This is a genomic window from Cohnella lupini (assembly GCF_003386205.1).
Lineage (GTDB): Bacteria > Bacillota > Bacilli > Paenibacillales > Paenibacillaceae > Cohnella > Cohnella lupini.
Window position 1 is genome coordinate 29,294 of record NZ_QRDY01000026.1, and the last position, 24,458, is coordinate 53,751.

At 53.5% G+C, this 24,458-nt stretch carries 21 protein-coding genes, 1 tRNA gene, 1 pseudogene and 1 riboswitch; of the genes and pseudogenes, 9 read left to right on the forward strand and 14 right to left on the reverse strand.

What is annotated here, in order from left to right:
* Window positions 1-81: 81 nt before the first annotated feature.
* A tRNA-Arg gene (locus DFP95_RS25285) sits at window positions 82-157 on the reverse strand.
* Window positions 158-264: 107 nt separating this feature from the next.
* Between DFP95_RS25285 and DFP95_RS25290 the strand changes: the two genes are divergently transcribed.
* The gene (locus DFP95_RS25290) at window positions 265-1,272 is read left to right on the forward strand and encodes a LacI family DNA-binding transcriptional regulator (protein ID WP_147304217.1); all 1,008 of its coding nucleotides are present in this window, start codon (window positions 265-267) and stop codon (window positions 1,270-1,272) included.
* 501 nt (window positions 1,273-1,773) lie between these two features.
* Here the strand turns inward: DFP95_RS25290 and DFP95_RS25295 are convergent.
* From DFP95_RS25295 to DFP95_RS25310, 4 genes are all read right to left on the reverse strand, one after another.
* Entirely contained in the window at window positions 1,774-4,311 is a 2,538-nt protein-coding gene (locus tag DFP95_RS25295) for an ABC transporter permease (protein ID WP_115995465.1), read from the reverse strand.
* Window positions 4,308-5,000, reverse strand: coding sequence for an ABC transporter ATP-binding protein (locus tag DFP95_RS25300; protein WP_115995466.1), 693 nt, complete (start codon window positions 4,998-5,000; stop codon window positions 4,308-4,310). The genes DFP95_RS25295 and DFP95_RS25300 overlap by 4 nt, the downstream gene beginning before the upstream one ends.
* 117 nt (window positions 5,001-5,117) lie before the next feature.
* On the reverse strand, window positions 5,118-6,425 hold the full coding sequence (locus tag DFP95_RS25305) for a sensor histidine kinase (RefSeq protein ID WP_115995467.1): 1,308 nt from the start codon (window positions 6,423-6,425) through the stop codon (window positions 5,118-5,120).
* Window positions 6,413-7,102, reverse strand: a complete 690-nt coding sequence (locus DFP95_RS25310; protein WP_115995468.1) for a response regulator transcription factor — start codon at window positions 7,100-7,102, stop codon at window positions 6,413-6,415. The genes DFP95_RS25305 and DFP95_RS25310 overlap by 13 nt, the downstream gene beginning before the upstream one ends.
* A 219-nt stretch (window positions 7,103-7,321) precedes the next feature.
* Here DFP95_RS25310 and DFP95_RS29940 point away from each other — a divergent pair, with 219 nt between their 5' ends.
* Window positions 7,322-7,600, forward strand: a complete 279-nt coding sequence (locus DFP95_RS29940) for an aspartyl-phosphate phosphatase Spo0E family protein (RefSeq protein ID WP_115995469.1) — start codon at window positions 7,322-7,324, stop codon at window positions 7,598-7,600.
* Here the strand turns inward: DFP95_RS29940 and tadA are convergent.
* The gene (gene tadA, locus DFP95_RS25320) at window positions 7,532-7,993 is read right to left on the reverse strand and encodes a tRNA adenosine(34) deaminase TadA (RefSeq protein ID WP_115995470.1); all 462 of its coding nucleotides are present in this window, start codon (window positions 7,991-7,993) and stop codon (window positions 7,532-7,534) included. The two genes, DFP95_RS29940 and tadA, sit on opposite strands and share 69 nt — an antisense overlap.
* Before the next feature lie 236 nt (window positions 7,994-8,229).
* Here tadA and DFP95_RS25325 point away from each other — a divergent pair, with 236 nt between their 5' ends.
* On the forward strand, window positions 8,230-9,009 hold the full coding sequence (locus tag DFP95_RS25325; RefSeq protein ID WP_115995471.1) for a hypothetical protein: 780 nt from the start codon (window positions 8,230-8,232) through the stop codon (window positions 9,007-9,009).
* A gap of 111 nt (window positions 9,010-9,120) precedes the next feature.
* Here the strand turns inward: DFP95_RS25325 and DFP95_RS25330 are convergent, their stop codons facing one another.
* Together DFP95_RS25330 and motA are read right to left on the reverse strand one after the other, a co-directional pair.
* Window positions 9,121-9,963 (reverse strand): flagellar motor protein MotB, encoded by an 843-nt coding sequence (locus tag DFP95_RS25330; protein WP_115995472.1) that lies wholly within the window; start codon window positions 9,961-9,963, stop codon window positions 9,121-9,123.
* The gene (gene motA / locus DFP95_RS25335; protein ID WP_115995473.1) at window positions 9,944-10,750 is read right to left on the reverse strand and encodes a flagellar motor stator protein MotA; all 807 of its coding nucleotides are present in this window, start codon (window positions 10,748-10,750) and stop codon (window positions 9,944-9,946) included. Before motA ends, DFP95_RS25330 begins: the two co-directional genes overlap by 20 nt.
* A 235-nt stretch (window positions 10,751-10,985) precedes the next feature.
* Window positions 10,986-11,173, forward strand: a riboswitch (cobalamin riboswitch).
* A 303-nt stretch (window positions 11,174-11,476) separates the two neighbouring features.
* Here motA and DFP95_RS25340 point away from each other — a divergent pair.
* The 6 genes from DFP95_RS25340 to DFP95_RS25365 all read left to right on the forward strand — a co-directional run bounded on the left by DFP95_RS25340 (window position 11,477) and on the right by DFP95_RS25365 (window position 19,372).
* Window positions 11,477-14,251 (forward strand): S-layer homology domain-containing protein, encoded by a 2,775-nt coding sequence (locus tag DFP95_RS25340; protein WP_181907603.1) that lies wholly within the window; start codon window positions 11,477-11,479, stop codon window positions 14,249-14,251.
* An 881-nt stretch (window positions 14,252-15,132) separates the two neighbouring features.
* A complete protein-coding gene (locus DFP95_RS25345) occupies window positions 15,133-15,816 on the forward strand; it encodes a DUF4430 domain-containing protein (protein ID WP_115995475.1) in 684 nt (227 codons plus the stop codon).
* Window positions 15,813-16,706: an energy-coupling factor transporter transmembrane component T gene (locus DFP95_RS25350; protein ID WP_115995476.1), complete on the forward strand. Its 894-nt coding sequence runs from the start codon at window positions 15,813-15,815 to the stop codon at window positions 16,704-16,706. The genes DFP95_RS25345 and DFP95_RS25350 overlap by 4 nt, the downstream gene beginning before the upstream one ends.
* Window positions 16,679-18,340, forward strand: coding sequence for an ABC transporter ATP-binding protein (locus DFP95_RS25355; protein ID WP_181907604.1), 1,662 nt, complete (start codon window positions 16,679-16,681; stop codon window positions 18,338-18,340). Before DFP95_RS25350 ends, DFP95_RS25355 begins: the two co-directional genes overlap by 28 nt.
* Window positions 18,337-19,110, forward strand: coding sequence for an ECF transporter S component (locus DFP95_RS25360; protein ID WP_245987959.1), 774 nt, complete (start codon window positions 18,337-18,339; stop codon window positions 19,108-19,110). The genes DFP95_RS25355 and DFP95_RS25360 overlap by 4 nt, the downstream gene beginning before the upstream one ends.
* The gene (locus DFP95_RS25365; protein WP_115995478.1) at window positions 19,085-19,372 is read left to right on the forward strand and encodes a 4a-hydroxytetrahydrobiopterin dehydratase; all 288 of its coding nucleotides are present in this window, start codon (window positions 19,085-19,087) and stop codon (window positions 19,370-19,372) included. The genes DFP95_RS25360 and DFP95_RS25365 overlap by 26 nt, the downstream gene beginning before the upstream one ends.
* Window positions 19,373-19,458: 86 nt before the next feature.
* On the opposite strand, the gene DFP95_RS25370 is transcribed toward DFP95_RS25365, so the two are convergent.
* From DFP95_RS25370 to DFP95_RS25390, 6 genes and pseudogenes are all read right to left on the reverse strand, one after another.
* Window positions 19,459-19,659, reverse strand: a complete 201-nt coding sequence (locus DFP95_RS25370) for a DUF378 domain-containing protein (protein ID WP_115995479.1) — start codon at window positions 19,657-19,659, stop codon at window positions 19,459-19,461.
* Between the two features lie 108 nt (window positions 19,660-19,767).
* Window positions 19,768-20,253 carry a GNAT family N-acetyltransferase gene (locus tag DFP95_RS25375; RefSeq protein ID WP_115995480.1) on the reverse strand — a complete coding sequence of 162 codons (486 nt, stop codon included), beginning with the start codon at window positions 20,251-20,253 and terminating at the stop codon, window positions 19,768-19,770.
* Window positions 20,254-20,424: 171 nt separating this feature from the next.
* Window positions 20,425-23,544, reverse strand: coding sequence for an ATP-binding protein (locus DFP95_RS25380; protein ID WP_115995481.1), 3,120 nt, complete (start codon window positions 23,542-23,544; stop codon window positions 20,425-20,427).
* A gap of 145 nt (window positions 23,545-23,689) precedes the next feature.
* The gene (locus tag DFP95_RS29055) at window positions 23,690-23,830 is read right to left on the reverse strand and encodes a hypothetical protein (RefSeq protein ID WP_181907605.1); all 141 of its coding nucleotides are present in this window, start codon (window positions 23,828-23,830) and stop codon (window positions 23,690-23,692) included.
* Window positions 23,831-23,885: 55 nt separating this feature from the next.
* Window positions 23,886-24,257, reverse strand: coding sequence for a hypothetical protein (locus tag DFP95_RS25385; RefSeq protein WP_245987961.1), 372 nt, complete (start codon window positions 24,255-24,257; stop codon window positions 23,886-23,888).
* Window positions 24,258-24,272: 15 nt separating this feature from the next.
* Window positions 24,273-24,458, reverse strand: a pseudogene (locus DFP95_RS25390) (thiol peroxidase); the annotation flags it as partial.

A 24,458-nucleotide genomic window follows, 5' to 3' on the forward strand; every position in this document is an offset into this window, starting at 1 on the left:
CTCTTCTTCGTATTCGCGCTTTGATGGAATCCAAAAACAAAAAGAACCGCGCAACAGCGCGGTTCTTCAACATTTTAAGTATGGCGGCCCCGACAGGAATTGAACCTGTGACCTGCGGTTTAGGAAACCGTCGCTCTATCCGCTGAGCTACGGAGCCACAATGGTTTTCATTATAACACAAAGAGCCGCGCAAACAATAGAATCCCGCCAAACATTGTGATAACATCAGAATGTATTTGCGCAATCAAGCGGGGTGGGTGCTACGTGGCTACGAAAATAAGGGATGTCGCCAAAGCGGCCGGAGTCTCCGTCGCGACCGTATCCAAGGTGCTGAACGGGTATACGACGGTGAACGAGAATACCAAAGAGAGAGTCCTGCAATTCGTTAAGGACATGCAATTTTACCCGAATTCCGCGGCGCGTTCGTTAGTCGGACGTCGATCCATGACGATCGGAATTTTCCTGACGACGAGCCTGGCGCATCCGTTCTTCAACCAAATCTTGTCCGGGATGGAACAAGCCTTGAAATCCAAGGGCTATGACTTAATTTACTTGGCGCAGTTCTCTAGGAGCAAGGATTATAGCTTCGTACGTCATTGCCAGAGCCGCAATGCGGAAGGAGTCGTCGTCTTCGGCTTCCAGCGAGAGGAAATGAATTTCGACGAACTGATCCGGTCCGGCATTCCCACGGTATTCATCGACCTGGATGTTAAGCAAGGACGCGCCGGCTACATCAGTTCGGATAACGAAGCGGCAACGGAGAGAACCGTTCAATATTTAATCGGACTTCATCATCATAAAATTTCCTTCTTATCCGGCGACAAAGAGGCGTACGCAAGCAAGCAACGGCTGCAAGGATATCGGATCGGCCTGGAACGGGCCAATATTCCTTATCGCGAGGACTATATCGCGGATGGGGATTTCACGAGGGAAACGGGATATCTGGCCATGAAGACTCTATTAGCTCTCCCGGAGCCTCCGACGGCCGTTATCTGCTGTTCGGACTTAAGCGCCGTCGGAGCTTTGGACGCGATTCATGATGCGGGATTATCCGTACCCGAGGATATCTCGGTTATCGGATTCGACGATATCGAGATCGCGAGCGTGATCAGGCCTGCTCTGACGACGGTTCGCCAGAATATGACGATGATCGGCCGAAGGTCGATAGAGCTTCTCGACGAGCTCATTAACGACGACGCGCTTCCGCCACCGGAAGAGATCGTGCCGACGGAGCTGGTTATTCGCGGCACGAGCGCGATCGCGAAGCGATGAAGACGACGAGAAGGGAGATCCCCAAGCCGACAAGCGGCTAGCGTTTCTCCCTTTAATTTTCGGTTTGCGTCTAGACTATACAAACCCAACCCCAGCGATTCCGCGCCATTGTCGGATTTTCCGACCATAACAAACCCGACCTTACGCGATGCCGCTGCCATAGTCGGCAATTCCGACTATAACAAGCCCAAACCCACGCGATGCCGCTGCCATAGTCGGCAATTCCGACCATAACAAGCACCAACCCACGCGATGCCGCTGCCATAGTCGGCAATTCCGACTATAACAAGCCCAAACCCACGCGATGCCGCGCCATAGTCGGTAATTCCGACCATAACAAAAACCCCAACCCACGCGATTCCGCACCATAGTCGGCAGATCCGACCATAACAAACCCAAACCCACGCGATGCCGCGCCATAGTCGGATTTTCCGACTATGGCACGTAGGATAACGGACTACGACCACTGTTTCCTTGAACGCCGTCAGGCGCTCTCCTTGTTTAAGCTTCTTCCCGCAATTCCTCGAGCAAATTCGCCTTTGCCATCCGTCTTAGCGGCGTTTGCACGGAAAGCAGCCCGACAAGCATAGCAATACCGCAAGCGATCAGCGATGCCTCCCACGGGAAATCGAAAGGAAACCCCCGTACGTAATTTAACCGTTTGTACAGAAAGTAGCTTAGCCCAAGGCCGAGTAGGATACCCCAGAAGCTTCCGATGACCCCGAACCATACGCCCTCCGCAGAGGCCATCCGCCGTATCTGTCCCATAGTCATGCCCACGGCCTGCAGTAAGCCGATCTCTTTGCGTCTAAGGAGTAGGTTGGTCTGAACCGTGTTGATAATATTCAAGCTTCCGATTACGCCAATGATGGATAAGAAGCTGTAGACGAAGATCTTCATCTGGAGATTGTAATTGCGAGTTTCCTTCTGTTCTGCCGCAATATCCACGAGACGACTACCGGGTATTGTTCGGGCGATCTGTTCGAGCTCTTGTTTTATCGGGCCTGAATTCGCACCATCCTCGATCGCGATATCCAGTCCAAGTCTCGCGGTTCCGTAAGCTTTCGTATAAACGGATTGCGAATCGGCGGTCACGAGCTTGGCGAAGGTCGGTTTCGTAGCGATTACAACCAAAGTATTTTCTTGATAAGGCGATTCGAATGGAGATTGCTTGAGTATTCCGGCAACCGTAACCTCGCGAAGCTGTCGAGCCGTTGGCGATGCGGAGTATTCGCCCATGACGGTCAGCTTGTCACCGACCTTGTAGCGAGTAATAGGCATAAGTTCTCTTTTATCGTCTACCGTCATCGGTTTGACCGTCTGCACGAGGATCACTCCATCGCCTTCGGCTAGCTTCATGGGGTCTACGGTGCCCGACTGCAGGTATTTGGCCGCTTCCTTAAGCCTTGCCGTATCGTACAAATACATATCGGAGTAAACCGTATTCCTATCGTTAATCCGTTCGAATGAATTGCCCGTCTTCTGCACGTAATCCTTATTCAATTTCTCGTCGGGCACTAAGACTTGATAGTTAAGCTTCTGATAATTTCCATAAACCCTGTATACCCCTGGAAGCTCTCCAAGCTGCCGCATTACATTGTCCGAGACGACATCGGATAATTGCGGAGAACTACCGTCTTCCTCAATGGAGGAGTTGGATAGCAATTGAAACGCGAGACGGTCATTTTCGTTCGTCGTTGTCGTCATAGTCAAGGATTGCTGGGTAAAATAATGAAATACGACAAACAGAGTGACGCTGATGACGATAGAGAAGGTCGTAATCCGGAACTTAGCCCGATTCCGGCGAATGTTATTCGAGGCCATCCGACCTTCAATGCCCATTAGGCTAAGGAGCGATGGAGTACGAACGTGTCTAAAGGACTCTCTTACAATGCTGCCGGCGCCTTTAACGGCTTCGACCGGCGATACGCTGGAAGCTTTACGGGCCGGGAGCCAAGCCGCTAGATATACGGCGGCGAATCCGATGATGAAGCTTCCGCCCATGATCCACCAGTGGAATGTTAGCTCGAATGAGTCCATCGTCATGATTTTCATCCCGTTTTGGGTCATAATCGATAGCGTGAACCATAAGCCGAACCATCCGACTAACAAGCCGAGCGGCACGCCGATAGCGGACAGTACGGTTGCTTCGCGAAACACGATGCTGCGGATTTGACCCGGCGAGGCGCCGATCGTTCGCAGCAGACCGAACTGTCTGATTCTCTCGAGAACGGCTATGTGAAAGGCGTTGTATATGACGGCTACGGTCGAGAGAACTACAAGTCCGACTAACGTACTGAATATAATCATAAGCGTGCTGTTTAATCGGCTGTCGCCCGACTCTCCCATAAAAATCAACAGATCATCGTTAGTAAAGAAGCTTGGATTAAGCTTCTTGAAGCTTTCGATTTGTTGGTTAATATCGACCCCCGGCTTCAGGGTGAGAAGCAATTGCGTACCGGAATCCAACGCGATATCGGACGAATCGGAGAACGCGTACGCCTTGGACGAACCGTTGGTTTGGCTTGTCTGTTGATTGTTCAGAACGCCTACGATCCGATAGGAGCGCGTAGTTCCGTCCGTATCCTTCAATTCCGCTACTCCGTTCAGCTTGGGGGTACCCGGAAGCCGATCGAGTATCCACTGCTCGACGACAATCTCGTCCTTGGCCGTAGGCATCCGCCCATCCTGAAGGTGAATGGGGAGAAGCCGAAATCCGTCTTTGTCCGTCTTATCGATCGTAATGGAATAATCGTCCTGCAGCGGAATTTCGCCGCCCTTGCGGTAGATGCCTAATTGATCGACAAGGATGTGCTTCTCCAGCTTCGCGTAGAGATCGGGACTGGACTCGGTATAACCGAAATAGAAGGAGCCGTCGTTATATTTGGCGTTAAGAATGACATTGTCCTTTAACGCCTGTCCCATCGTTCCCAGTGCGCTGATCAAAGCCACGGATAGCAGGATACCGACGATGGTTAAAATAGATTTCCTTCGTTGTTGCTTCAGATATCGTCCCGCCATTGCGCCATAGCTTTTCATAGGCTTCTCCCGACGCTGCTCGAATCGCTAATGAGCAGGCCGTCCTGCAAAGTCAGGACGCGGTCAGCCTCCGCGGCGACGTTCATGTCGTGGGTGATCACGACAACCGTTTGGTGGTACTGCCTTACGGCAAGCTTCAGCAGCTCGATGACTTCCTGCCCGTTCCGGGTATCAAGGTTACCGGTCGGCTCATCCGCCAGTACGATGGCGGGACGATAAGCCAGGGCACGCCCTATAGCCACTCTCTGTTGTTGTCCCCCTGATAGCTCGGAAGGCAAATGCTTGCGGCGATCTTGAAGTCCGAGCGTGTGGATAAGATCGTTGACGAACACCTTGTCGGGCTGGCGATGATCGAGGAGAAGCGGCAGTTGAATGTTCTCTTCAACGTTCAGAACGGGTATTAAGTTATACGATTGGAAAATAAAGCCGATTTTGCGACGGCGAAAGACTGCCCGTTCCTTCTCTTTGAGGCCATAAAGATCCTCCCCGTCTATGTGGACATATCCGTTAGTCGGTCTATCCAATCCTCCAAGCATATGAAGCAGCGTACTTTTCCCCGAGCCGCTTGCCCCGACCACGGCTACGAATTCCCCTTGCTTAATCGAGAAGGAAACGTCCTTCAAAGCGTCGACCCGAGTGCCGCCCTTGCCATATGATTTACTTAATCCATCTACGGATATTACGTTCATCGATTGTTCATCCTCCGAATATGGGATTCGAATTTGCCGGCCGTGCGAGCCCCGGCAATTCTCCTAGCTACGAATCCAGTATATCGCGGCAATCTTACGGGCAAGGGGGGCGGAAGCTTACAGATTCGTAAGGGGAGATTCAATCGGCAGTGGGTTTAGGGGCAGCGTCATGGTCATGATAGTACCGCCCTTCGGATTGGGTGCTGCGGTGAGCATGCCGCCGTGCCTTTCGACAATGGATTTGGACAATGGCAAGCCAAGCCCGACGCCATGGCCGCCGCCGGAAACCCGATAAAATTTTTTGAAAATATGAGGAAGATGCTGCTCTTCTATTCCGAACCCCCGATCGATGATACGCAAGCGTATGAACACGGGAGTCCGCTCCCAAGTCACCGTAATCCGGCTTTTCTCCGGACTATGCTCTACGGCGTTCTTTAGCACGTTCGCGATCGCTTCGGCGAGCCAATGAGAATCTTGATACAAGCTAAGACTCTCGTCGGAATGCTCGATCTCAATCGTGATTCCTTTCTCTGCGGCCAAGCGTTGTATCGTTTCGATCGCGCTTGTGACGGTCGCCAAGAGAGAGGCGCTTTTCAGGCTCATTTCGAGCGCGTCGGCTTCCAGTCTGGCGATCTTCAGAAGGGTAAGGGTCAACCACTCCATCCGATCCAATTCACGCTTGCATGTATCCAAGAATTCCTTCGAATGCTGCGAATCGATATTTCCTTCCCGCAAGAGATCAATGTAGATCATAAGGGAAGCAAGCGGCGTTTTTAATTGATGGGAGATGTCCGCGACCGTCTCTTTCATGAAGTCCTTGTCTTGGTTAAGCTGTCCAATGGTTTCCTTAAGCCTTAAGGAAAGCTCTTGGACGCCATTCGCGAGTAAGCCGAGTTCCCCCTCACCGTAGATTCTGAATTTCATCGGTTGATTATGTTTGACCGTATCGTCCAAAGCGACCGCCAGGTTTCGGATGTCGAAGAGTTGCCGTCTGGCATGCCGAAGCAAGAAATAGGCTAGAATCGCGAATCCTAAAACCGTACCGCTGATTAATGTCCATAACGTATGGGATCGATAGTGTTCGATCGCGGGTAGCCAGCGGGCTTCAAGCTCCGAGGTTATACCGTATTCCTCCAATAGCTTCCTGCCCGACTCCAGTTCCTGCACCGTTGGTTGCCCTGAATCGGACAAAAGGCGAACCCATTCATTGGCTAATTCCGGCCGGGTGGAGGCAATGCTACCGATCATCGCGGATTCCTTATCAAGCCACGATTGCTTTAATCGCTCGGTGGAATATAAGCCGTAAATCCAGAGTAACGCGATCGCGACGAAAATAGCTGCGACTAGGAGGAGGACAAGCTTCTTTATGTAGGGGTCACGCCACAGTCTAGCCATTCCGAGTTTACTCTTTTCTATCCGTTCCATCGGTATCCGGCTCCCCTGACGGTGACAATGAATTGCGGAGTCTGTGGATTATCCTCGATCTTCTCTCGCAGCCGGCGAATATTAACGGCAACCGTATTGTCATCCAGCACTTCGGCTCCGTCCGGCCAGACATGCTGAATGATCTGATCCTTGGATAACACGGAACGGGGATGGGTCATGAACAAGGCGAGCAACCTAAATTCCGTGATGCTAAGGGGTACGTCCCGTCCGTTGTTCTCCAGTCTCATTTCTCCGATATTCAGCAAGAGATTTCCAGAGGTTACGATGGATGCTTTCTCCTCTGCGACGAGGGGAGAACGTCGGCGAAGCACGGCTTGAACACGCGACAGGAACTCCCTTAACCGGAATGGTTTCGTAATATAATCGTCACCGCCGAGGTCCAAACCGCGGACAATGTCGAATTCTTGGTCGCTTGCGGTCAGGAAGATAATCGGAGTATCGGAATGCCTGCGAATTTCGGTACAGAAGTCGAATCCGTTTCCGTCAGGAAGCTGCACGTCGAGCAGGATGAGCTGTACAACGTGCTCTTGTAGCAGGATTCTGGCTTCTGCCAAGCGATGAGCTCCAATAACCTCGAAGCCTTCCTGCTGCAGAGTAAACTGGATCCCGCGATGAAGGGATTCATCGTCCTCGACCAATAAAATGCGACTGTTCAAGGTATAGAGTCCCTCCTTTGTCCTTTTTACATGCAGAATACGACTATTGTCATAGTATTAACGACCTAACTTTGTCGGAAAATAAATTAGAAATGCAGTAAAAACCTCGACACATTTCTACAAAAATATGGATAAATTTGTCCTATAATAATTTTAGTTCAAATTTCCTATCGATGAATGGCAACGCTTGACGATTAAAATAAAAGAAGGAGCGGTCAGATGACTCACTTGGAGACCTCACACCTCATTAGACGCCTCCAATTGCTGCAAAGCCGTCTATGCGAAATGGCTAGCGACATAGGCAGCTTGACCGATCCAGAGATCGTTGCGGTTAGTGAAGAAGCGGATCGCTTAATCATTCAGCTTCAACGATTGCGCAAGGATGAAGCGGAATATCGTAAGATGGGCAATGTTTGCAACGTAACAATATTATCGGCTTCGCAGTCGACGGAAGAAATCGGTCAACAAAGCCGAACACTCCTCGTGAAGCACTCCTGATGTCCAAGGCGACACATGGTTAAAACGAGAGTCTTGCAGCAAATCCATCAACGTTCCCACGCAGCCTGCTTTTGGATCGGAAGCTCCGTAGACAACGCGCTCGACGCGCGATTGGAGTATGGCACCGGCGCACATCGGACAGGGTTCTAGAGTTACATATAACGTACAGCCAAGCAGGCGCCAAGCCTGTAGATTTAAGCTTGCTTGCCGGATGGCGATCAACTCGGCATGCGCCGTCGGATCATGATCTCTTTCCCGCAGATTGTATCCGGATCCTACGATTACCCCTTCTCGTACGATGACCGCGCCAATGGGTACTTCCCCTAAATTTTCGGCCAGACGTGCTTGCCGAATGGCTTCTTTCATCCACATTTCATCATCCGCAACTGTCATATTCCCTACTCCCTACCAGCGAACGTGTATTCGTTGTTAACATGCTGTGCATAAATCTGTGGATAACTACCTAGTTACCCACAGATTTATGCACATTTTAAATTTTCATGTGGGTACAACTCTATTTAATTGTATCAGGTTGGTAAATAAGGTCAAACTCGGTGAATTGCTGAATAGAGTATAGAGAAGGAGTTGGACAAACCCAACGCGCAGTCGGAAGGGAAGGAGCATGGATAATGGAAAAGGTCGGCACCGTGTTTCGCGGACATCCCGAACTGGAGCCTACGGGCAAGCTTTCCCTGCTGGGAGAGGAGTGCTGCTCGGCGGAAAGGATGCGAGCCTACGTAAGCAGACGAAACCCGAACGCACCTGACGTCGCGGAGCTGTACTTAAAATGGGGGAACAGGTACGGAATCAGGGGGGACGTGGCCTATTGCCAGGTCGTGTACGAGACGAGAGGCTGGACGAAGCCGATCTCGGGACCGTATTGGTGGCCCATTACGTTGGCTCAGTGGATGGAGGAGGCGACAATAGAAGCGCATATGCAGATTTTATATTCGCTTGCCAGCGATTTGCCCCTACCGGAAACGCTAGTTAAAGCCAAGATTCAAACGGCGCTCATCGAACGCTCGGGTTGGCAGGGCTCTGTGCACTGCTGGGAAGATTTGAACGGCAAATGGGCAGGCCCAGGATATCATCGATACGGTCAAGACATCGTCTCGTTATGGAGGAGCATGACGGAGTGGAAAGGGGAGGGGGAGGTGGACATGAATCGTTCGAGCGGGGAGGAACAGGATCGCGGCCAATTCGATACGGCAAGAGGAAGGAACAGAGGGCCGAAAGGATCGGCATATGGCGTCGAGCAAATGAAGTGGTTGCAAGAGCAGCAACTGCTGCCGTTCCCTGCGCCGCAGCCGGATCGGAATGTCACATGGGCGGAGCTTGCCGCGTTGCTTCGTTCTTGGGACAATCGATCGTCGATTGCTGCCCTTGAGGAGAAGAAAATATCATCATAGGTAGACAGAAGGATGGAGCGAGGTTTAATAGGGTGTTCTAAGGCTAGCGTACATAGAAAAGAACGTCGCGAGAGAGGTGAAACTCTCGCGACGTTCTTTGGATTAAGCCTTTTATTTAGGTTGGGCGGCGGCTTTACCTTCTTGTGCGATCGCCGACAATGTAATCTCATTGCTATTGTTGCCATCGGTTGGCTCCAAGTATTTCCGAAGGATGGATACCTCTACCCGACGGTTCGTTGCTCGGCCCGCATCCGAATTATTGCTGTCGAGCGGACGGAATTCTCCGTAACCGATGGCGCTGAATCGTTTCGGATCGAATGCCGGATTATCTAGCAGGATTTTCATGAAATTAATCGCGCGTTTGGAGCTAAGCTCCCAGTTGGACGGGAATTCCGATGTATTAATCGGCTGATTATCGGTATGGCCGGTAACCAGAATTTCATAATCCGGATATTGCTGCAGCATATGTCCGATCGCCGTTGCCAGCTTCTGAGAATCAGGCTTAATATTCGCGCTGCCCGAAGGGAATAACGCGTTATCCCTGATCGTGATCAGAAGCTCGGATTGATTCAACTGCGTCTCGAGCTGGGAAGATAAGCCGCTCTTCTGAATGTACTGGTTGAGCTCCTTCTGGAGCTCTTCAAGGTTCTGCTGCTCCTGTTGCTGGAGCGCTTCGCGGGATCTCTTCCCGTCATCCTTGCGTTCTAGATCTTCATCCGTTCTTCTCTTCTGCTTGTTGTCTTCCGTTAACGCTCCGTTGTCCAAGACGCCGAGTCCGGAGCTGAAGGCGGTCTTGAAGGCGCGGCTCATCTCCTCGAACTTGGACGTGTTGACCGAGCTTGCCGCGTATAACACGATAAACAGGGCCAACAGCAACGTCATTAAATCGGAATAGGGGAGCAACCAGGATTCGTCCGGGTGCTCCTCATGCGGTTCATGCCGTCTTCTGCTCACGTTGCGACTCCTCCTTCTCAGCGAATACCAACCGCTCCGAAGGTGTCAGGAATACCAATAGTTTCTGTTGAATCGCGATCGTAGAGACGCCGGATTGGATGGACAGCAGGCCTTCGACCATCATGAGCTTAAGATCGATCTCTCGCTTGGAGAGACGCTTCAGCTTGTTGGCGATCGGATGCCAGAGAACGTAACCGGTGAATATACCGAGAAGCGTCGCAATGAAGGCCGCGGCAACGGCATGAGCGAGCTTCTCCATCTCCGCCAAGTTGCCGAGGGCGGCGATCAGACCGATAACGGCTCCGAGAACCCCGAGCGTCGGAGCATACATACCCGCTTGAGAGAAGATTTGCGCGCCGCCGCGATGACGGTCTTCCGTTGCGGAGATATCCTCGAGTAGAACGTCGCGAACGAAGTCTTGGTCGTTACCGTCGATGATCATCCGCATGCCCGTCTTCAGGAAGGCGTCTTCGATTTCATCTACGCGCGCTTCGAGGGCAAGCAAGCCCTCCCGGCGAGTAATCGTTGCCCACTCCATGAACATGCCAATCAATTGTTGGCGGGGGAGCAGCTTAGGCTCTACGAAAATAATCTTGAATAACTTAGGCACCTTAGCTAGATCGGACATCGGGAACGCCACGAATACCGAAGCGCAAGTCCCGACAAGGATAATTACGTAAGCAGCCGGGTTGTTAATGAGACTACCTAGGGGAGCGCCTTTAAGGAACATCCCGAAAATAAGTGCAACAAAGCCTAATACTAATCCGATAATAGTTGAATTTTTCATCGTACACCCCGGCATGGAAGAATATATGTACGCGAAGGAGCTTGCTCTAACAACCGACACGATAATAGGTTTATCGACAAAACCAAGGCAAAGCTTTAGAGGCTATGCCCGATTTTCATAAATTCGTCAGAGTTAACCTTCGATTAACCGCTATTGAACGCGTTCACAGGTCGTTAGGCTGGTAAGAATAGCGGATAGACAGCCTATATTCAGCATGATAAGATGGCTACACAAGTGAATACGGCGGAGAACAGGTGCTCGAGAGAGCTTAATAGGGAAGTCCGGTGAGAGACCGGCGCGGTCCCGCCACTGACCAAGGGGAGCCATCCGGCAATACCACTGCAAGCGTCGAAGGACGTCGCGGGAAGGGCCGGAGAGCGATGAACCTGGAGCCAGGAAACCTATCTGTTCTCGACAAACACCCAAGGTACCTACGAGGAATAGGGGAGGTGTGGCGGCAGCAACGCGGACAACCGTTCTTAGGATACGAGAAGCTTGAGAATCCCGCGACATAGTGAAAGGCATAGCCTGGATGATTCGGGTGAATTGCCGCGTGCTCAAGCACGATTCGCTCTGGCCCCACGCAAACATCTTCCGTGATTGGGAGATGTTTTTTTGTTGCCTTCACTCGGCATGGGCAAGCGATCTCCGATGCATAGCGGAGACACATTCGAGGAGGAGCGTGGAACGATGAACGGGGAAGCTAGTATTATAGGAAGCGGAAAGATGAGAAAATGGTTACGCGGAGGATTGGCGTTAGCGATAGCTTTGCAATTGACGGTGAGCTCATGGGCCGGCATTGCTCAAGCGGAAGAAGCGACGACAACCGCGACTGATGGCGTAATGGGAACGGCAACGAACGGCGTAATGGCAACGGATGGAGAGAAGTCGGCCGTCGCAGCGCCAACGCGGGAGCAAATAGGCAAAGCGGTAGCCGATCTGCAGTCGATTCTTGGGAAGACAGATCCGGTCAGCGATTGGGTTGCGTTCGGACTGGCCCGTTCGGGCAAGCCGATAGCCGGTCGGTACTTGCCGCTCGCTAACGCGACTGCAGCTAACGGAAGCCTTAAGCTGGTTACGGATTACGCCCGCGTGGCGTTGGCCGTTAATGCCAGCGGAGGCGATGCCCGTAAGGTCGGAGCGGGTAAAGTCGACTTATTAAGCAAAATAGCCAATTTCGATAAAATTACGGCTCAAGGACCTAACGCGCCTGCTTACGCGCTACTTGCCTTGGATGCCGCGGGATACGAAGCGGGATCACAAGATCGCTGGACTCGCGACGATTTGGTCAAATGGCTGGTCGACCATCGCAACGCGGACGGCGGCTGGGCGCTCGAAGCAGGTAAAAGCGACGTCGACGTAACGGCCATCGTGTTGACCGCGTTAGCTGGCTACAAGGATCGCCCGGAAGTCTCGCCTATATTAGATGAAGCTTTAAATTGGTTGTCGGGCGCGCAGCTGGAAACGGCGGGTTTCGGCAAGCCGAGCGAAGCCAGCGAGAGCACCGTTCAGGTACTGATCGCGTTAACTGCGTTGGGAATCGATCCGACGGCAGATTCCCGGTTCATCAAGAACGGCAAGTCGACTCTGGCGCGGTTGTTGGAGTTCCGTCAGGCGGATGGACAATTCTCGCATCTGGTAACGGGTAAAGCGGACGGGATGGCGACTTTCAACGCGCTTCTGGGCCTCACGGCAGTAGAGCGTTGGATGGACGGCTTGTCTGGCTTGTATTCCGGCGTTCCGGCAGCTACTCGTACCAGCGTCACCGTAAATGGCTTGTCCGGCGTAATCGCGGAAGGAAGCGCGACAGGTAAAACAGCTTTAGAAGCACTCTTAAATGTCTTAAACGGCGCCAACGTGGCTTATGCGGTCGACCGTAATCCGAATTTCGGCGGGCTGCCGATGCTGTCATCGGTAGCCGGCCTGGCGAACAAAAAGTTCGGCGGCTACGACGGTTGGCAATATGCGGTAAAACGAGACGGAGCTTGGGTGACGATCGGCGAAGGAATGGGAACGTTCGCGCTGCAGGCCGGAGACGAGCTTACGGTTTATTACAGCGACGTAGAAACGATGCTCGTTCACTCGGTGAAGGTGGAGCCGGCGGCTCCTCGCGAAGGGCAGCCGATTACCGTGACGGTCGAGAAGGAAGTCTTCGACTGGGATTCCGACAAGCTTGTCGTTAGCGCCGCGGAAGGCGCGCAAGTTCGGATAGACGGAGAAGCGGTCAAGACGGATAAGGATGGGAAAGCGCAGATTAAGGCGCCGAAAGCGGGATCGTACTCACTGTCCGTTGACGGTTACTTAAGCGATGCTCCTCCTTCTTATGTGGCATGGGCGACGAGGCTGAACGTAGCTTCCTATACGAAGAATGTGTCCGTTAGCATCGAAGGCGATGCAGGCACAATCGCTTCGGGTCAAGCGCAAGGCGGAACGGCGTTGGAAGCGCTGGAGTTGCTGCTTGCGGACAAGAGCGTGAAGAATGAAATAAAGGATTCGGATTACGGAAAATATATTAGCTCGATCGCGGGAATCGAAGCCGCGAAATACGGCGGATACGACGGTTGGATGTTCGCGGTTGTCCGCGGCGGCGACTGGATCATTCCCGCCGAAGGAGTCGGATCGTTCCTGCTGGAAGACGGCGACGAAGTGGTTGTCTATTATAGCGGCGAAACGACCAAGCTTGCGGATCCGATTGTTGTATCCCCGGCAAAACCTAAACCGGGTCAAGACTTCTCGGTGAAGGTTACGAATCGCGTATGGAATTTCACGACGAGCGTTTTCGAGGCGGCCGCTCCGATTGCGGGCGTGACGGTCAAGGTCGGCGAAGCGACCGCGACCACGGACGACAAAGGTCAAGCGGCTTTCAAGGGAATGGCCGAAGGCTTGTATTCGATTGAGGTAACGGGATATGCGAAGGATGCGGCACCTACGGTAGTCCGCTCCGTGACGGAGTTGCCGATCGCGGGTAGTTACGGCGACCAGAGCGCGGTCGCGGCTTGGGCGGCCGACGCCGTGAAGCTATCGCGGGCGGCTACGCTCTTGCGGGGAATCGGCGATGGAACGGTCGCGTTCGAGCCGAAGAGAGCCGTAACGCGCGCGGAGTTCGTGGCGACGCTGGCGCGGGCGCTTGGATTGAAAGGCGGCGGAGATGGCGCGGCCTTCAAGGATATTCCGAGCGGCGCATGGTATGCGAAGGATGTAGGAGCGGCGGTCGACGCGGGGCTTGCGGGCGGCGTGTCGGCTGGCAAGTTCGCGCCGGACGCGACGTTGACGCGGGAGCAAGCGGCGATCTTGCTGACTCGCGCTTTGAAGCTTAAAGCGACGGCGACAACTGTTCTTGCGGATGCGAAGCTGATCAACGCAAGCGCCGTCGCATCGGTTCAAGCCGTCGTTCAACAAGGCTTGCTGACTCCGAACGAAGGCAAGTTCGCGCCGAAGTCGACACTGTCGCGCGAACAAGCGGCCGTGATCGCGGTTAGAGTGTGGGAAGCGAAGAAGTAACTATCTAATTCCGTCCAACATACGCAAACCGCCCAACCGAGCTGAATTAACGAAGTAGCTTCGCTAACTCCACCCAACACACGTGAACCGAGCTGAATTAACGAAGTAGCTTCGCTAACTCCGCCCAACATACGTGAACCGAGCTGAAATAACGAATTAACTTTGCTAACTCCGCCGCACATACGTGAACCGAGCTAAATTAACGAATTAACTTTGCTAACTCCGCCGCACATACGTGAACCGAGCCGAGGTCGAAGCTGGCTGAGGATAGTAACGAAATCGAACTAACTCCGCCAACTGAGGTCGAAGCTGGCCGAGGATAGTAACGAAATCGAACTAACTCCGCCTACTGAGGTCGAAGCTGGCCGAGGATAGTAACGAAATCGAACTAACTCCGCCCACTGAGGTCGAAGCTGGCCGAGGATAGTAACGAAATCGAACTAACTCCGCCTACTGAGGTCGAAGCTGGCCGAGGATAGTAACGAAATCGAACTAACTCCGCCCACTGAGGTCGAAGCAGGCCGAGGATAGTAACGAAATCGAACTAACTCCGCCCACTGAGGTCGAAGCAGGCCGAGATAGTACTGAAATCGAGCTAACTCCGCCCGCCGGGGTCGAAGATGGCCGAGATAGTACTGAAATCGAGCTAACTCCGCCCGCCGGGGTCGAAGATGGCCGAGATAGTACTGAAATCGAGCTAACTCCGCCCGCCGGGGTCGAAGCTGGCCGAGATAGTAACGAAATCGAACTAACTCCGCCCGCCGGGGTCGAAGGTGGCCGAGATAGTACTGAAATCGAGCTAACTCGACAGCGGGGGGGAACCAGTAGAGGAATAGTAGCGATACGTGTGTTTTAATAGAAGGTAGAGGAAGGAGGAACCGATGGTGAAGAAGATAGGTGGTTGGTGGATAGCGCTTCTACTGTTGTTAGTCTTAATAGGATGCTCGAGCGAGAACGAAGCGGGGGGCTCGTCTTCCGGATCGCCGCCGTCAAGCGCGGCATCCGTTCAGGCGGAAGTGTCCACGCCAGGAGAAGCAATCGTGGAGCCTACGCCAGAGCCGTCTTCCATTGCTCCTTCTCCTTCCGCCGGATCTACCGAACCGGCTAAGGAAACGGATGCGAATGATGCTGGCGCCCCAACGCCAACTCCTTCACCGTCCTCCTCCCCGACTCCGAAGCCATCGAAGGAGCCGGATACAGTGGAACCGGCCGTCGATAGCATTACGGTATCCATAGAAGGAAATGCGGAGTGGGGCTCGATTGTCGCTGCCGAAAGCGTCGTTCTCGGCAAGGGAGATACGGCTTCGGGCGTACTTAAGCGAACGGCTAAGAAGCATAAGCTTTCCTATGAAATTCGGGGAAGCGGCGCATTGACGTACGTAGAAGGCATCGACGGATTGTACGAGTTCGACGACGGACCGACGAGCGGCTGGAAATTCCGGGTGAACGGTATCATTCCCGATATCGGCGCCGGCACTTATAAGCTTAAGCCAGGCGACCGGCTGGAGTGGTTCTATACCTCCAAGGACGAGGCTGCCGAGCAAGGTAAGGAGTCCGCGTCATGAAGGAAGGATTCGGTTTCCGATCGCTTCACCCAGTCGTTATATTGACTTACTATGCCGGAGGGATAACCTTCGGCATGTTGTTATTTCATCCCCTCGTTCTCATGGCCGGTTGGGCGGCCGCCGTCATCGTTAACTTTCATCTCGACGGAGGCCGCGAATGGCGAAGATGGAGCTTGCCGATGCTGACCGGCGTCGTTCTGATCTTGCTTATGAATCCTCTGCTGTCCCATAGGGGCCGTACGGTATTGTATTATTTAGGAGACATCCCGATTACATTGGAATCGGTCGTCTACGGGATTACGTTGGCGATATCGATGCTCAACCTGCTGACTTTCTTCGTGACGTACCGACTGGTCATGACGGAGCAGAAGTTTCTGTTTCTCTTTACTCGCGTGTCGCCTAAAGCGGCTTTAATCGCGATGATGGCTATGGGGCTGGTCCCTAGGCTGCGTAAAAGAATGCAGGAGCTCATGCTCATTCAGAAGACTCGCGGAGTGACGGTAGCGGAAGGATCAATGATGACGAGAGCTCGCAGTGGAGCGAGACTTGTCGGAACGCTGCTTTCGTGGACGCTGGAAGACGCGCTGCAGACGGCGGATTCCATGCAAGCGCGCGGGTATGGAACGGGAACGCGAAGCTCCTATTTAGGCTACCGGTTTCGCAAGCGGGACGGATTGACTCTGATCGGATTCGTTTGCATTGCCATCATATTGATAATGACGTGGGGATACGGACATGGCTTCCTATCGATCTATCCGCGACTAGGCTCTTTAGCTTTATCGTCCGGAGATACCGCGGCGCTTATCGCCTATCTCGTATTTTTGTTCCTACCGCTTGTCTTAGAATGGAGGGATCGCAGGGCATGGCTCATTACGAATTACAGAAGGTAACCTTTACGTATCCGCAAGAGACATCGCCCGCGATCTCGAGTGTGAGTCTCACGATCAAGCCGGGGGAATTCGTCGTGCTCTGCGGACCGTCGGGCAGCGGCAAGTCTACGCTGTTAAGGCTGCTCAAGCGGGAGGTATCTCCGGGCGGAACGATGAGCGGCGCGATTCTGCTGGATCGGATGCCGATCCAGGATTGGCCGGCGCGCGAGCTGGCCGCGCAAGTCGGGCTCGTGATGCAGAATCCCGATAACCAGCTCGTGGTCGACACGGTCGAGCATGAGCTGGCGTTCGGGATGGAGAACTTCGGCCTCGGGCGCGAGGCCATGCGTAGGCGGATGGCGGAGATGGCCGGATTCTTCGGCCTCGAGCCGCTGCTCGAACGCAAGACGGACGAGCTGTCCGGCGGCCAGAAGCAGACCGTGAACTTGGCGGCGGTGCTTATGCTGCAGCCCAAGGTGCTGCTGCTAGACGAGCCGCTGGCGCAGCTTGATCCGCTTGCGGCTCGCGAATTGTTGGGCATGATCAAACGACTCAACGAGGAGTGGGGCATCACCGTCATCATGAGCGAGCACCGCATCGACGATTTGCTTCCGCTAGCTGACAGAGTCGTCCGAATGGAGCATGGAAAGCTGGCCTATGACGGCGACCCGCGGGCGTTCGTCCTGAAATCGTGGAATCGCTCGGACGAAGCATGGGCGAGCGCTCTTCCTTCTATCACTCGCTGGGCGCTGACACAATCGCCGCCCGAAGATCAACCAATGCCGGATCAACCGCCTCTCACGGTGAAGGAAACCATGAAATGGTTGGGACAATCGACGGAAGCTTCGCGGACGGGCGACCAAGTTAACTCGGAAGCCAGCGCCCAATCCACCAAACGGTCGGAGTATACGGGCCAAGTGCAGCTGGCGGCGGAAGGGTTATTTTACGCCTATGATAAGCGTTATTCGGCGGTGTTGAGAGGATTGGAATGGCAGATCCGGAGCGGGGATTGGGCGGTGTTATTCGGAGGCAACGGAAGCGGGAAGTCGACTCTTCTGCAGCTATTGGCCGGCCTGCGTCTCCCGCAGAGAGGCGCGGTTCGCTGGGAAGGAACTCCGTTCGCGAAGTTGAGCTCCAAGCAGAGGTATTCGTCTGTCGGTTATTTGGCACAAAATCCCGTGCTTCATTTCGCGTACGACAGCTTGTTGGACGATCTGCGCCAAGCGGCGAGCCAATCGGGAGCGGAGGATCCGGAGCGGGGAGCTATAGAGATGGCCGAACGGTTCGGGATTACTCATCTCTTGCAGAGGCACCCTCATGATATGAGCGGGGGCGAGCAACAGTTAGGCGCATTGACTATTACGTTGCTCGGCAGGCCGCAGCTTCTTCTCCTGGACGAACCGACCAAGGGATTGGATCCTTTGGCCAAACAGAGATTAGGCGAGCATTTGAGACATATTCATAGACAAGGAACGACTTTGGTCATGGCGACGCACGATATCGAGTTTGCCGCAGCCTATGCTACGCGATGCTCGCTTCTATTCCATGGCGAAATCGTCGCGGACGGGGATCCGGAGGCCTTCTTCCAAGGCAACTTGTTCTATGCGACGCCGCTGCATCGCTTATTAGCGTTATGGGAGGCGAAATCCCGATGAATTCCGAACAACGGACGAAGAGAAGCTTCTTAATGGCTTCGAAATGGCTCATCGTTCCTATCGCGGCCGTCTACCTGGGGCTCTCTTATTTGTCCGTGCAACGGGGCAACTCGCTACTGATCGGAATCGTGCTCGTCCTGCTCTCGATTATCCCGTTTCTGCTCCGTTTCGAACGCAAAGAGCGCAAAGCGCGGGAGCTCATGCTGATCGCCGTCATGGCGGCCGTCGCTACTGTTAGCCGAATTCCTTTTGCAACCTTGTTGCCCAACTTTACTCCCGTGACCTTCGTGGTTATCGTGTCCGGTGTTGTTTTCGGTGCGGAAGCGGGTTGGATGGTCGGGGCGGCTACCGCGCTCGTGTCGAACTTCTTCTTGGGGCAAGGGCCATGGACGCCTTGGCAGATGTTCGCTTGGGGGATGGCGGGTTATACGGCTGGACTATTCGCCCATCGCAGCTTGTGGCGGCGCGAGCGGTTGCCTCTAGCGTTGTTCGGACTGGCATGGGGTTTCCTGTTCGGTTGGATCATGAACATTACGCTCGCGCTCGACCAATGGGTGCAAACCCACTCTTGGGAGGCGGTAGTCGGCAAGTACGTGACCGGACTTCCTTTCGAGGTCGTTCACGCGACGGCGAACGTGTTCTTCATCTTGGCCTTCAGCCCGTCATGGATTGCTTTGCTGGAGAGATATCGCCGTAAATATGGTACGCTCGAAAGAACGGAGCTTACGGAAGGGGAGCAGGGCAATGGGCAAACATCCGCTGCTATCTGAGCAGGAGCTAGAAGACGGACTACGCGAATTGGGGCATTGGACAATCGAGGATGGTAAGTGGCTCATACGCAAAAGGTTATTTCCCACCTTCGTCGAGGCTGTCGAATTCGTAAACCGAGTGGCGGCCATAGCGGAAGAAATGAATCACCACCCGTTCATCGGCATCGATTACAGACGGGTGACTTTACGGTTGACGACTTGGAATTCCGGGGGCTTAACCTCGCTTGATATGGACTCCGCCAAGGCTTACGATCGAACTTAGATATGAAGGCAAATCAAAGAAAAACCGCGAGGCAGGCCAGGGCGAATAACGCCTGGAGCCTTTGCGGTTTTTCTCTGCGACTTCCCTTAGTCTTTGGACACTTTCGGGAGCAGCGAGAGCGCGTACAGAGCGGCGACGCCGACGACGGTGTACACGATCCGCGAGCCGACCTCGTCCGCGCCTCCGAAGATCTCGCTGACTACGTCGTACTCGAACAAGCCGACGGAAAGCCAGTTCAATCCTCCGAGAATAATGAGAACCAGACTAATGACATTGAGCGCCTTCATTCAGTTACAGCCTCCTTAACGGGGTCATTGCGACCTTTTCTGGTGAAACTGTCTGACAGGTGCATGCGGACTCTTGGTTGTTCTCTATAGTTTTATGAGGCGGGATTATTAGTTATGCCATACCATGCAGAACACTCCGACGATCCCGTGGGAAGCCCTTCGTTCATACTCGTCCGCGACGACGAACCCCGCTTTCTCGTACACCTTGATTGCCCGCCGGTTCCACTTTTCCACCTCAAGATCGATCTCCATTCCCGGCTCGCGGCGCCGCGCCTCTTGAACGACCAGCTCCGTAAGGAGCCTTCCCCAGCCGCGGTCGCAGCAATCCGGTCGAAGTCCCATTCCGATACGCAACGTCCGATCCATGGGAAATAGCTGGACATAACCGACCAACTGCCCATCGTGCCCGTTCCTCGCCGCCATATACTGCTCCCGTCGAATACGCTCATCCGCGAACTCTCGGCTATCCTTCATCATAGACTCCCACGAGGGCCACTTGAATAACTCGTAAGGCGCCGGGTAACGCCAATCGCAAATCTCCCGGCCGTCTTGCTCCGTCATGGAGGTAAACGCGAGCTTAATATCGTTATTCATATACCCGATCCTTTCCAGAAAACTTGCGGAATAAATCCTTAGTCTCTTCATTATAAGGTTAGCAAGCAAACGGCGATACCCGCACGGAAGCCGGGCTTTAGGGCTTGGTTTCCTAGGATCGGATTTTTACTCTATATGCTCCGCCGGACATCTGAACATTCCACGTAATAATCAGCCTTTGCCCGTCGGGTTCGTCGGAATTCGAACCGTCACCGTCGTTCCCCGATCCGTCTCGCTCTCTATTTCCAATCCATAGCCGTACATTCTGAGCATGCGCTGCTGAATATTGCGCAATCCTACGCCGCCCGGCTCCTGCCGAGCTTCGAAAATACGATCCAGCTTCTCCTTCGGAATGCCTGCCCCGTCATCATGGACGCGAATGACGATACCCCGATCCGTCGATCGAACGACGATCGATACCGTTCCGCCCGTCCATCGCTTCGTGAGCCCGTGGCGTACCGCATTCTCCACGAGCGGCTGAATCGTTAGCGGCGGCAGCAAGCCATCCAAGTTATCCTCCAAGTCGTAAACGACGCGTAGCCGGTTGCCGAATCGCGCCTTCTCGATGAACAAGTAGGCCTCTACCAATTCCATTTCCTTGCTCAGCGACGTGTTCTTATCCCTGTTGCCGAAATCGAAGCTGTTTCGCAAATATTTGCTCAGCTCCATCAGCAGATCGTACGTCATCTGAGGCCTATCCAGCGCCGTTGCGATAATCGTATTGAGCGTGTTAAACAGAAAATGCGGTTTGATCTGCGCTTGCAGGAATGCCATCTCGGTCCGGACCGCTTCTTCCGCGGATCTCTTCATCTCAAGGAGCGATCTCACGCGCGCACGTAATTCGTGCGAATAGAAAGGCTTGGTCAAGTAATCGTTCGCCCCGGCCTCGAACCCGTTGATCAGATCCTCCGGCTCGTTCTTTACCGTTGCCAACAGGATGGGTAGATCCACGACCGAATATTGCCGGCGAATCCTTCGGCAAGTCTCGTACCCCGACAACCCCGGCATCATCACGTCGAGGATGACGAGATCGATCGGGCTGCCGCCCGCGATCATGCTCAACGCCGCTTCACCGCTCGAGGCCGTCCGCACCGTATAGGATTCGTTCGCCAGCACGCCCATCAGAACCCTCAGATTGATGGGGTCGTCGTCCACGGCTAATATGGTGTACTTGTTGCCCTCATGATTGCCGCTCGGTTCATAAGAGGTGGCGGCCAGCTCGGCATGCAAGGAGTTATAGACGATGATCTGATCGCTAGTTGCGACAATGGAGGTAACGGGGTTCGTTTCGCCGCTTATCGGCATCGAGAAGGAGAACGTGGAGCCCTTGCCGACTTCGGAATCAACCGTCAACAGACCGCCGTGAAGCTCTACGAGCCGCTTGGCAATGCCTAGTCCGAGCCCCGTGCCTCCGAATTCCCGCGCCACGGACGTTCCGATCTGCTCGAACGATTGAAAGATAACATCCCGCTTGTCTTCCGGAATACCGATACCCGTATCGGATACGGCTATGCGCAGCCTATTTCCTTCCGGATAGGCCGTGACGATGATCTCGCCGCTCGGCGTGAACTTGATCGCGTTGCCGATCAGATTGTACATGATCTGCAACAGGCGGTTCTCGTCCGCGTGCACGTTCGGCAGCCGTTCCGGCAATTGGAGCTTGACCGTTACCGGCTTGTCGCGAATATAATGACGGAAAATTTCCATGTTGGCCGACAGGATTGACCGCACGTCAACGCTCTGCGAGTTCAACGGGATATCGCTATGCTTCAATCGGGAAAAGTCGAGAAGGTCGTTGATCAGATTGGACATCCTGCGCGCGACGGATACGACGATTCCCAGATGTTCCCGCTGAACGTCGTTCAGGGAGCCGGCCGCCCCTTCCAGCATCGACTCCGACATGTTGAGGATGCCGTGTAACGGCGTCTTCAGCTCATGCGATGTATTAGCAAGAAATTCATCCTTCATCCGGTTCATCGACAACAGCTTCTTCGACATCGATTCGATCGTCCCGAATGCGCGCGAGAAACGACGGGCCAGCTCCGCCGCTTCCAAGAAGACGAGAATGAACAGCCCGTAGGGCGTAAGCTGTTTATCTAGCCACAATATGACGTTCGCATTGTACAAGATGTCGTGCAGGGCGGCGGACATGTAGATCATCCATCCGATCAATTGAAGCAACGCTCCGGTTCGCCTGCGGATAATCGCCTTCATCAGACCAAGGAGGAAATAGAATCCGCCAAGTATGGCAATCACATGGTATACGCTTATCCAACGCGTATAAACCTCGATCGGCAATACGACGGCGGAGGCCATGAAGACGAAGCTGATGCCCGCGAGAGATCGAATGACCTTAGCGGAGAAGTCTTGCGGGAACAGCTCGCGCATGAACAATGCGACGAACGCCACTCCGCCGTAATAGGTCAAATACCCCAAACTATTGATTAGCCGAATGCTCGCGTCCGGGAATACCTGCAGGATATAGAGTTCTCCGACGACCAGTTCCCATAGTGCCCCCAGCAAACAGCAGATGCTGAAATAAAGCGCCGACCGATCGGAGCGCCGCAACGCGTAGACGAGCAGATGATATAAACCGAGCATGATCGCGCAGCCGAAAAAGAACATATCGAAGGCCAGATTTCCCTCGCGGGCGGCGTGGAGCCGATCTGCCGTTCCGAGCTCCAGCCCGAACCACATGCCGCCTCGCGCGAACAGATAGTTGGACACCTGCACGATAATGTCGAAATCGCCGGCGGGAGCAATGAAGGAGACGGTCGTCGGCCGATAAGCGGAACGAGAGCGCTCCTTATCGGCGGCTACGGTACCGCTTTCGGCTACGGTTCGACCTGCCACGTATACTTGATAAGCGGGCGCCATGGCCGGAATTTTCAGAGCGAGCTCTACCGGCGCGCCGCCGTTCTTCACGGTTAGGCGGTAAGTCGCGTAGCCGTGTCCGGGCAGACGTTTGCCCTCTACGCGGTAGCCGGTCCAGACGTCCGGGACGGCAAAGTAGCCGCCAGGTTGCGGAACCCGATCGGCCGCGAAATCATCCGGCGACAGCAATCGGTTCCAATAAAACGCCCATTCCCCATTGAGCTTAAGAATTCCGTCCTCGCCGAAGTTCCATTGCCGCACATCCAATTCTCCGCGCTGCGCCATAGGTTTGGCTTGCCGGGAATCGCCAGCGGCTTTCAGCGCAAACGCCGCACCGGCCAATACCAACGAGATAAGCATGATTAAGGCGACTAGAGCGATACCGTTTCGTCTCGTTCGGTTGCGAACAGCCAGCATCCATTTAACGCTCCTATTGTTTCTATTGGGGAATCTACTAGTTCTATTATACTAGTTGCGACCGCACATCCTATATAAATCCATTCGCGCATCGAACAATCGAAAAAACGCCTAACGTCGGCCATCGGAACTTCATACCTTCAGATTAAAAATCCCCCCGATCCGAAGGGCGGCTGTGGACGATCAATTCATGCGCGAATTGGAGACCTTCGTAGGAGGATTGCAAGTTTCGCTCCGTGCGCAAGCTCGTATACCAGTAAACATAGGATCCCATCAACATTGACATGTCGATGGGATCCTATGTTCAAATCTTTATAAAGAAATCATTACCCCGAATTGGACTACAGCTTTTGTAATTCGTACAAAATATCTGCCGGTTCCATACGTTGCATAAAATTAGGGTTTACATACGCAGAGCGAACTATAGCACTCTCATCAATCATAAATGTAGCGGGTACCGGCAATATCCAACGGTTTGTACTGTTATATTCCGCTAAGTTCGACAATTCATCATACAAAGTAACTTTATTGCCTAAAGCATCTGAGGCAGTAAAATCCTTAGCCTTCGCTCCAATTGAAATTCCATTATAATTTCCAGAGTCTTGTAATTCGCGCAGAGACCTTTCTAATATCACATGCGCCTCTGCAGGTGTATTTGCCATGAAATGGTTTTTTTCATTCGCTAATTGTTCTTCTAATGGTAAAGGGTTCAAAGTAGTGGCTCCTATTCAAATGAATTCGCGAAGAGCGTTCAGAGCGGCTTCATAATCCGGATGGTCCGTCATTTCCTTGAGATATTCTACATACTGAATGGTATTGTTCGCGTCTAGAATGAAGATCGCCCTCATGTCCAATTGCAATTCTTTGATGAGTACGCCATACGCTTCACCGAATGAGCGGTGTTTATAGTCGGT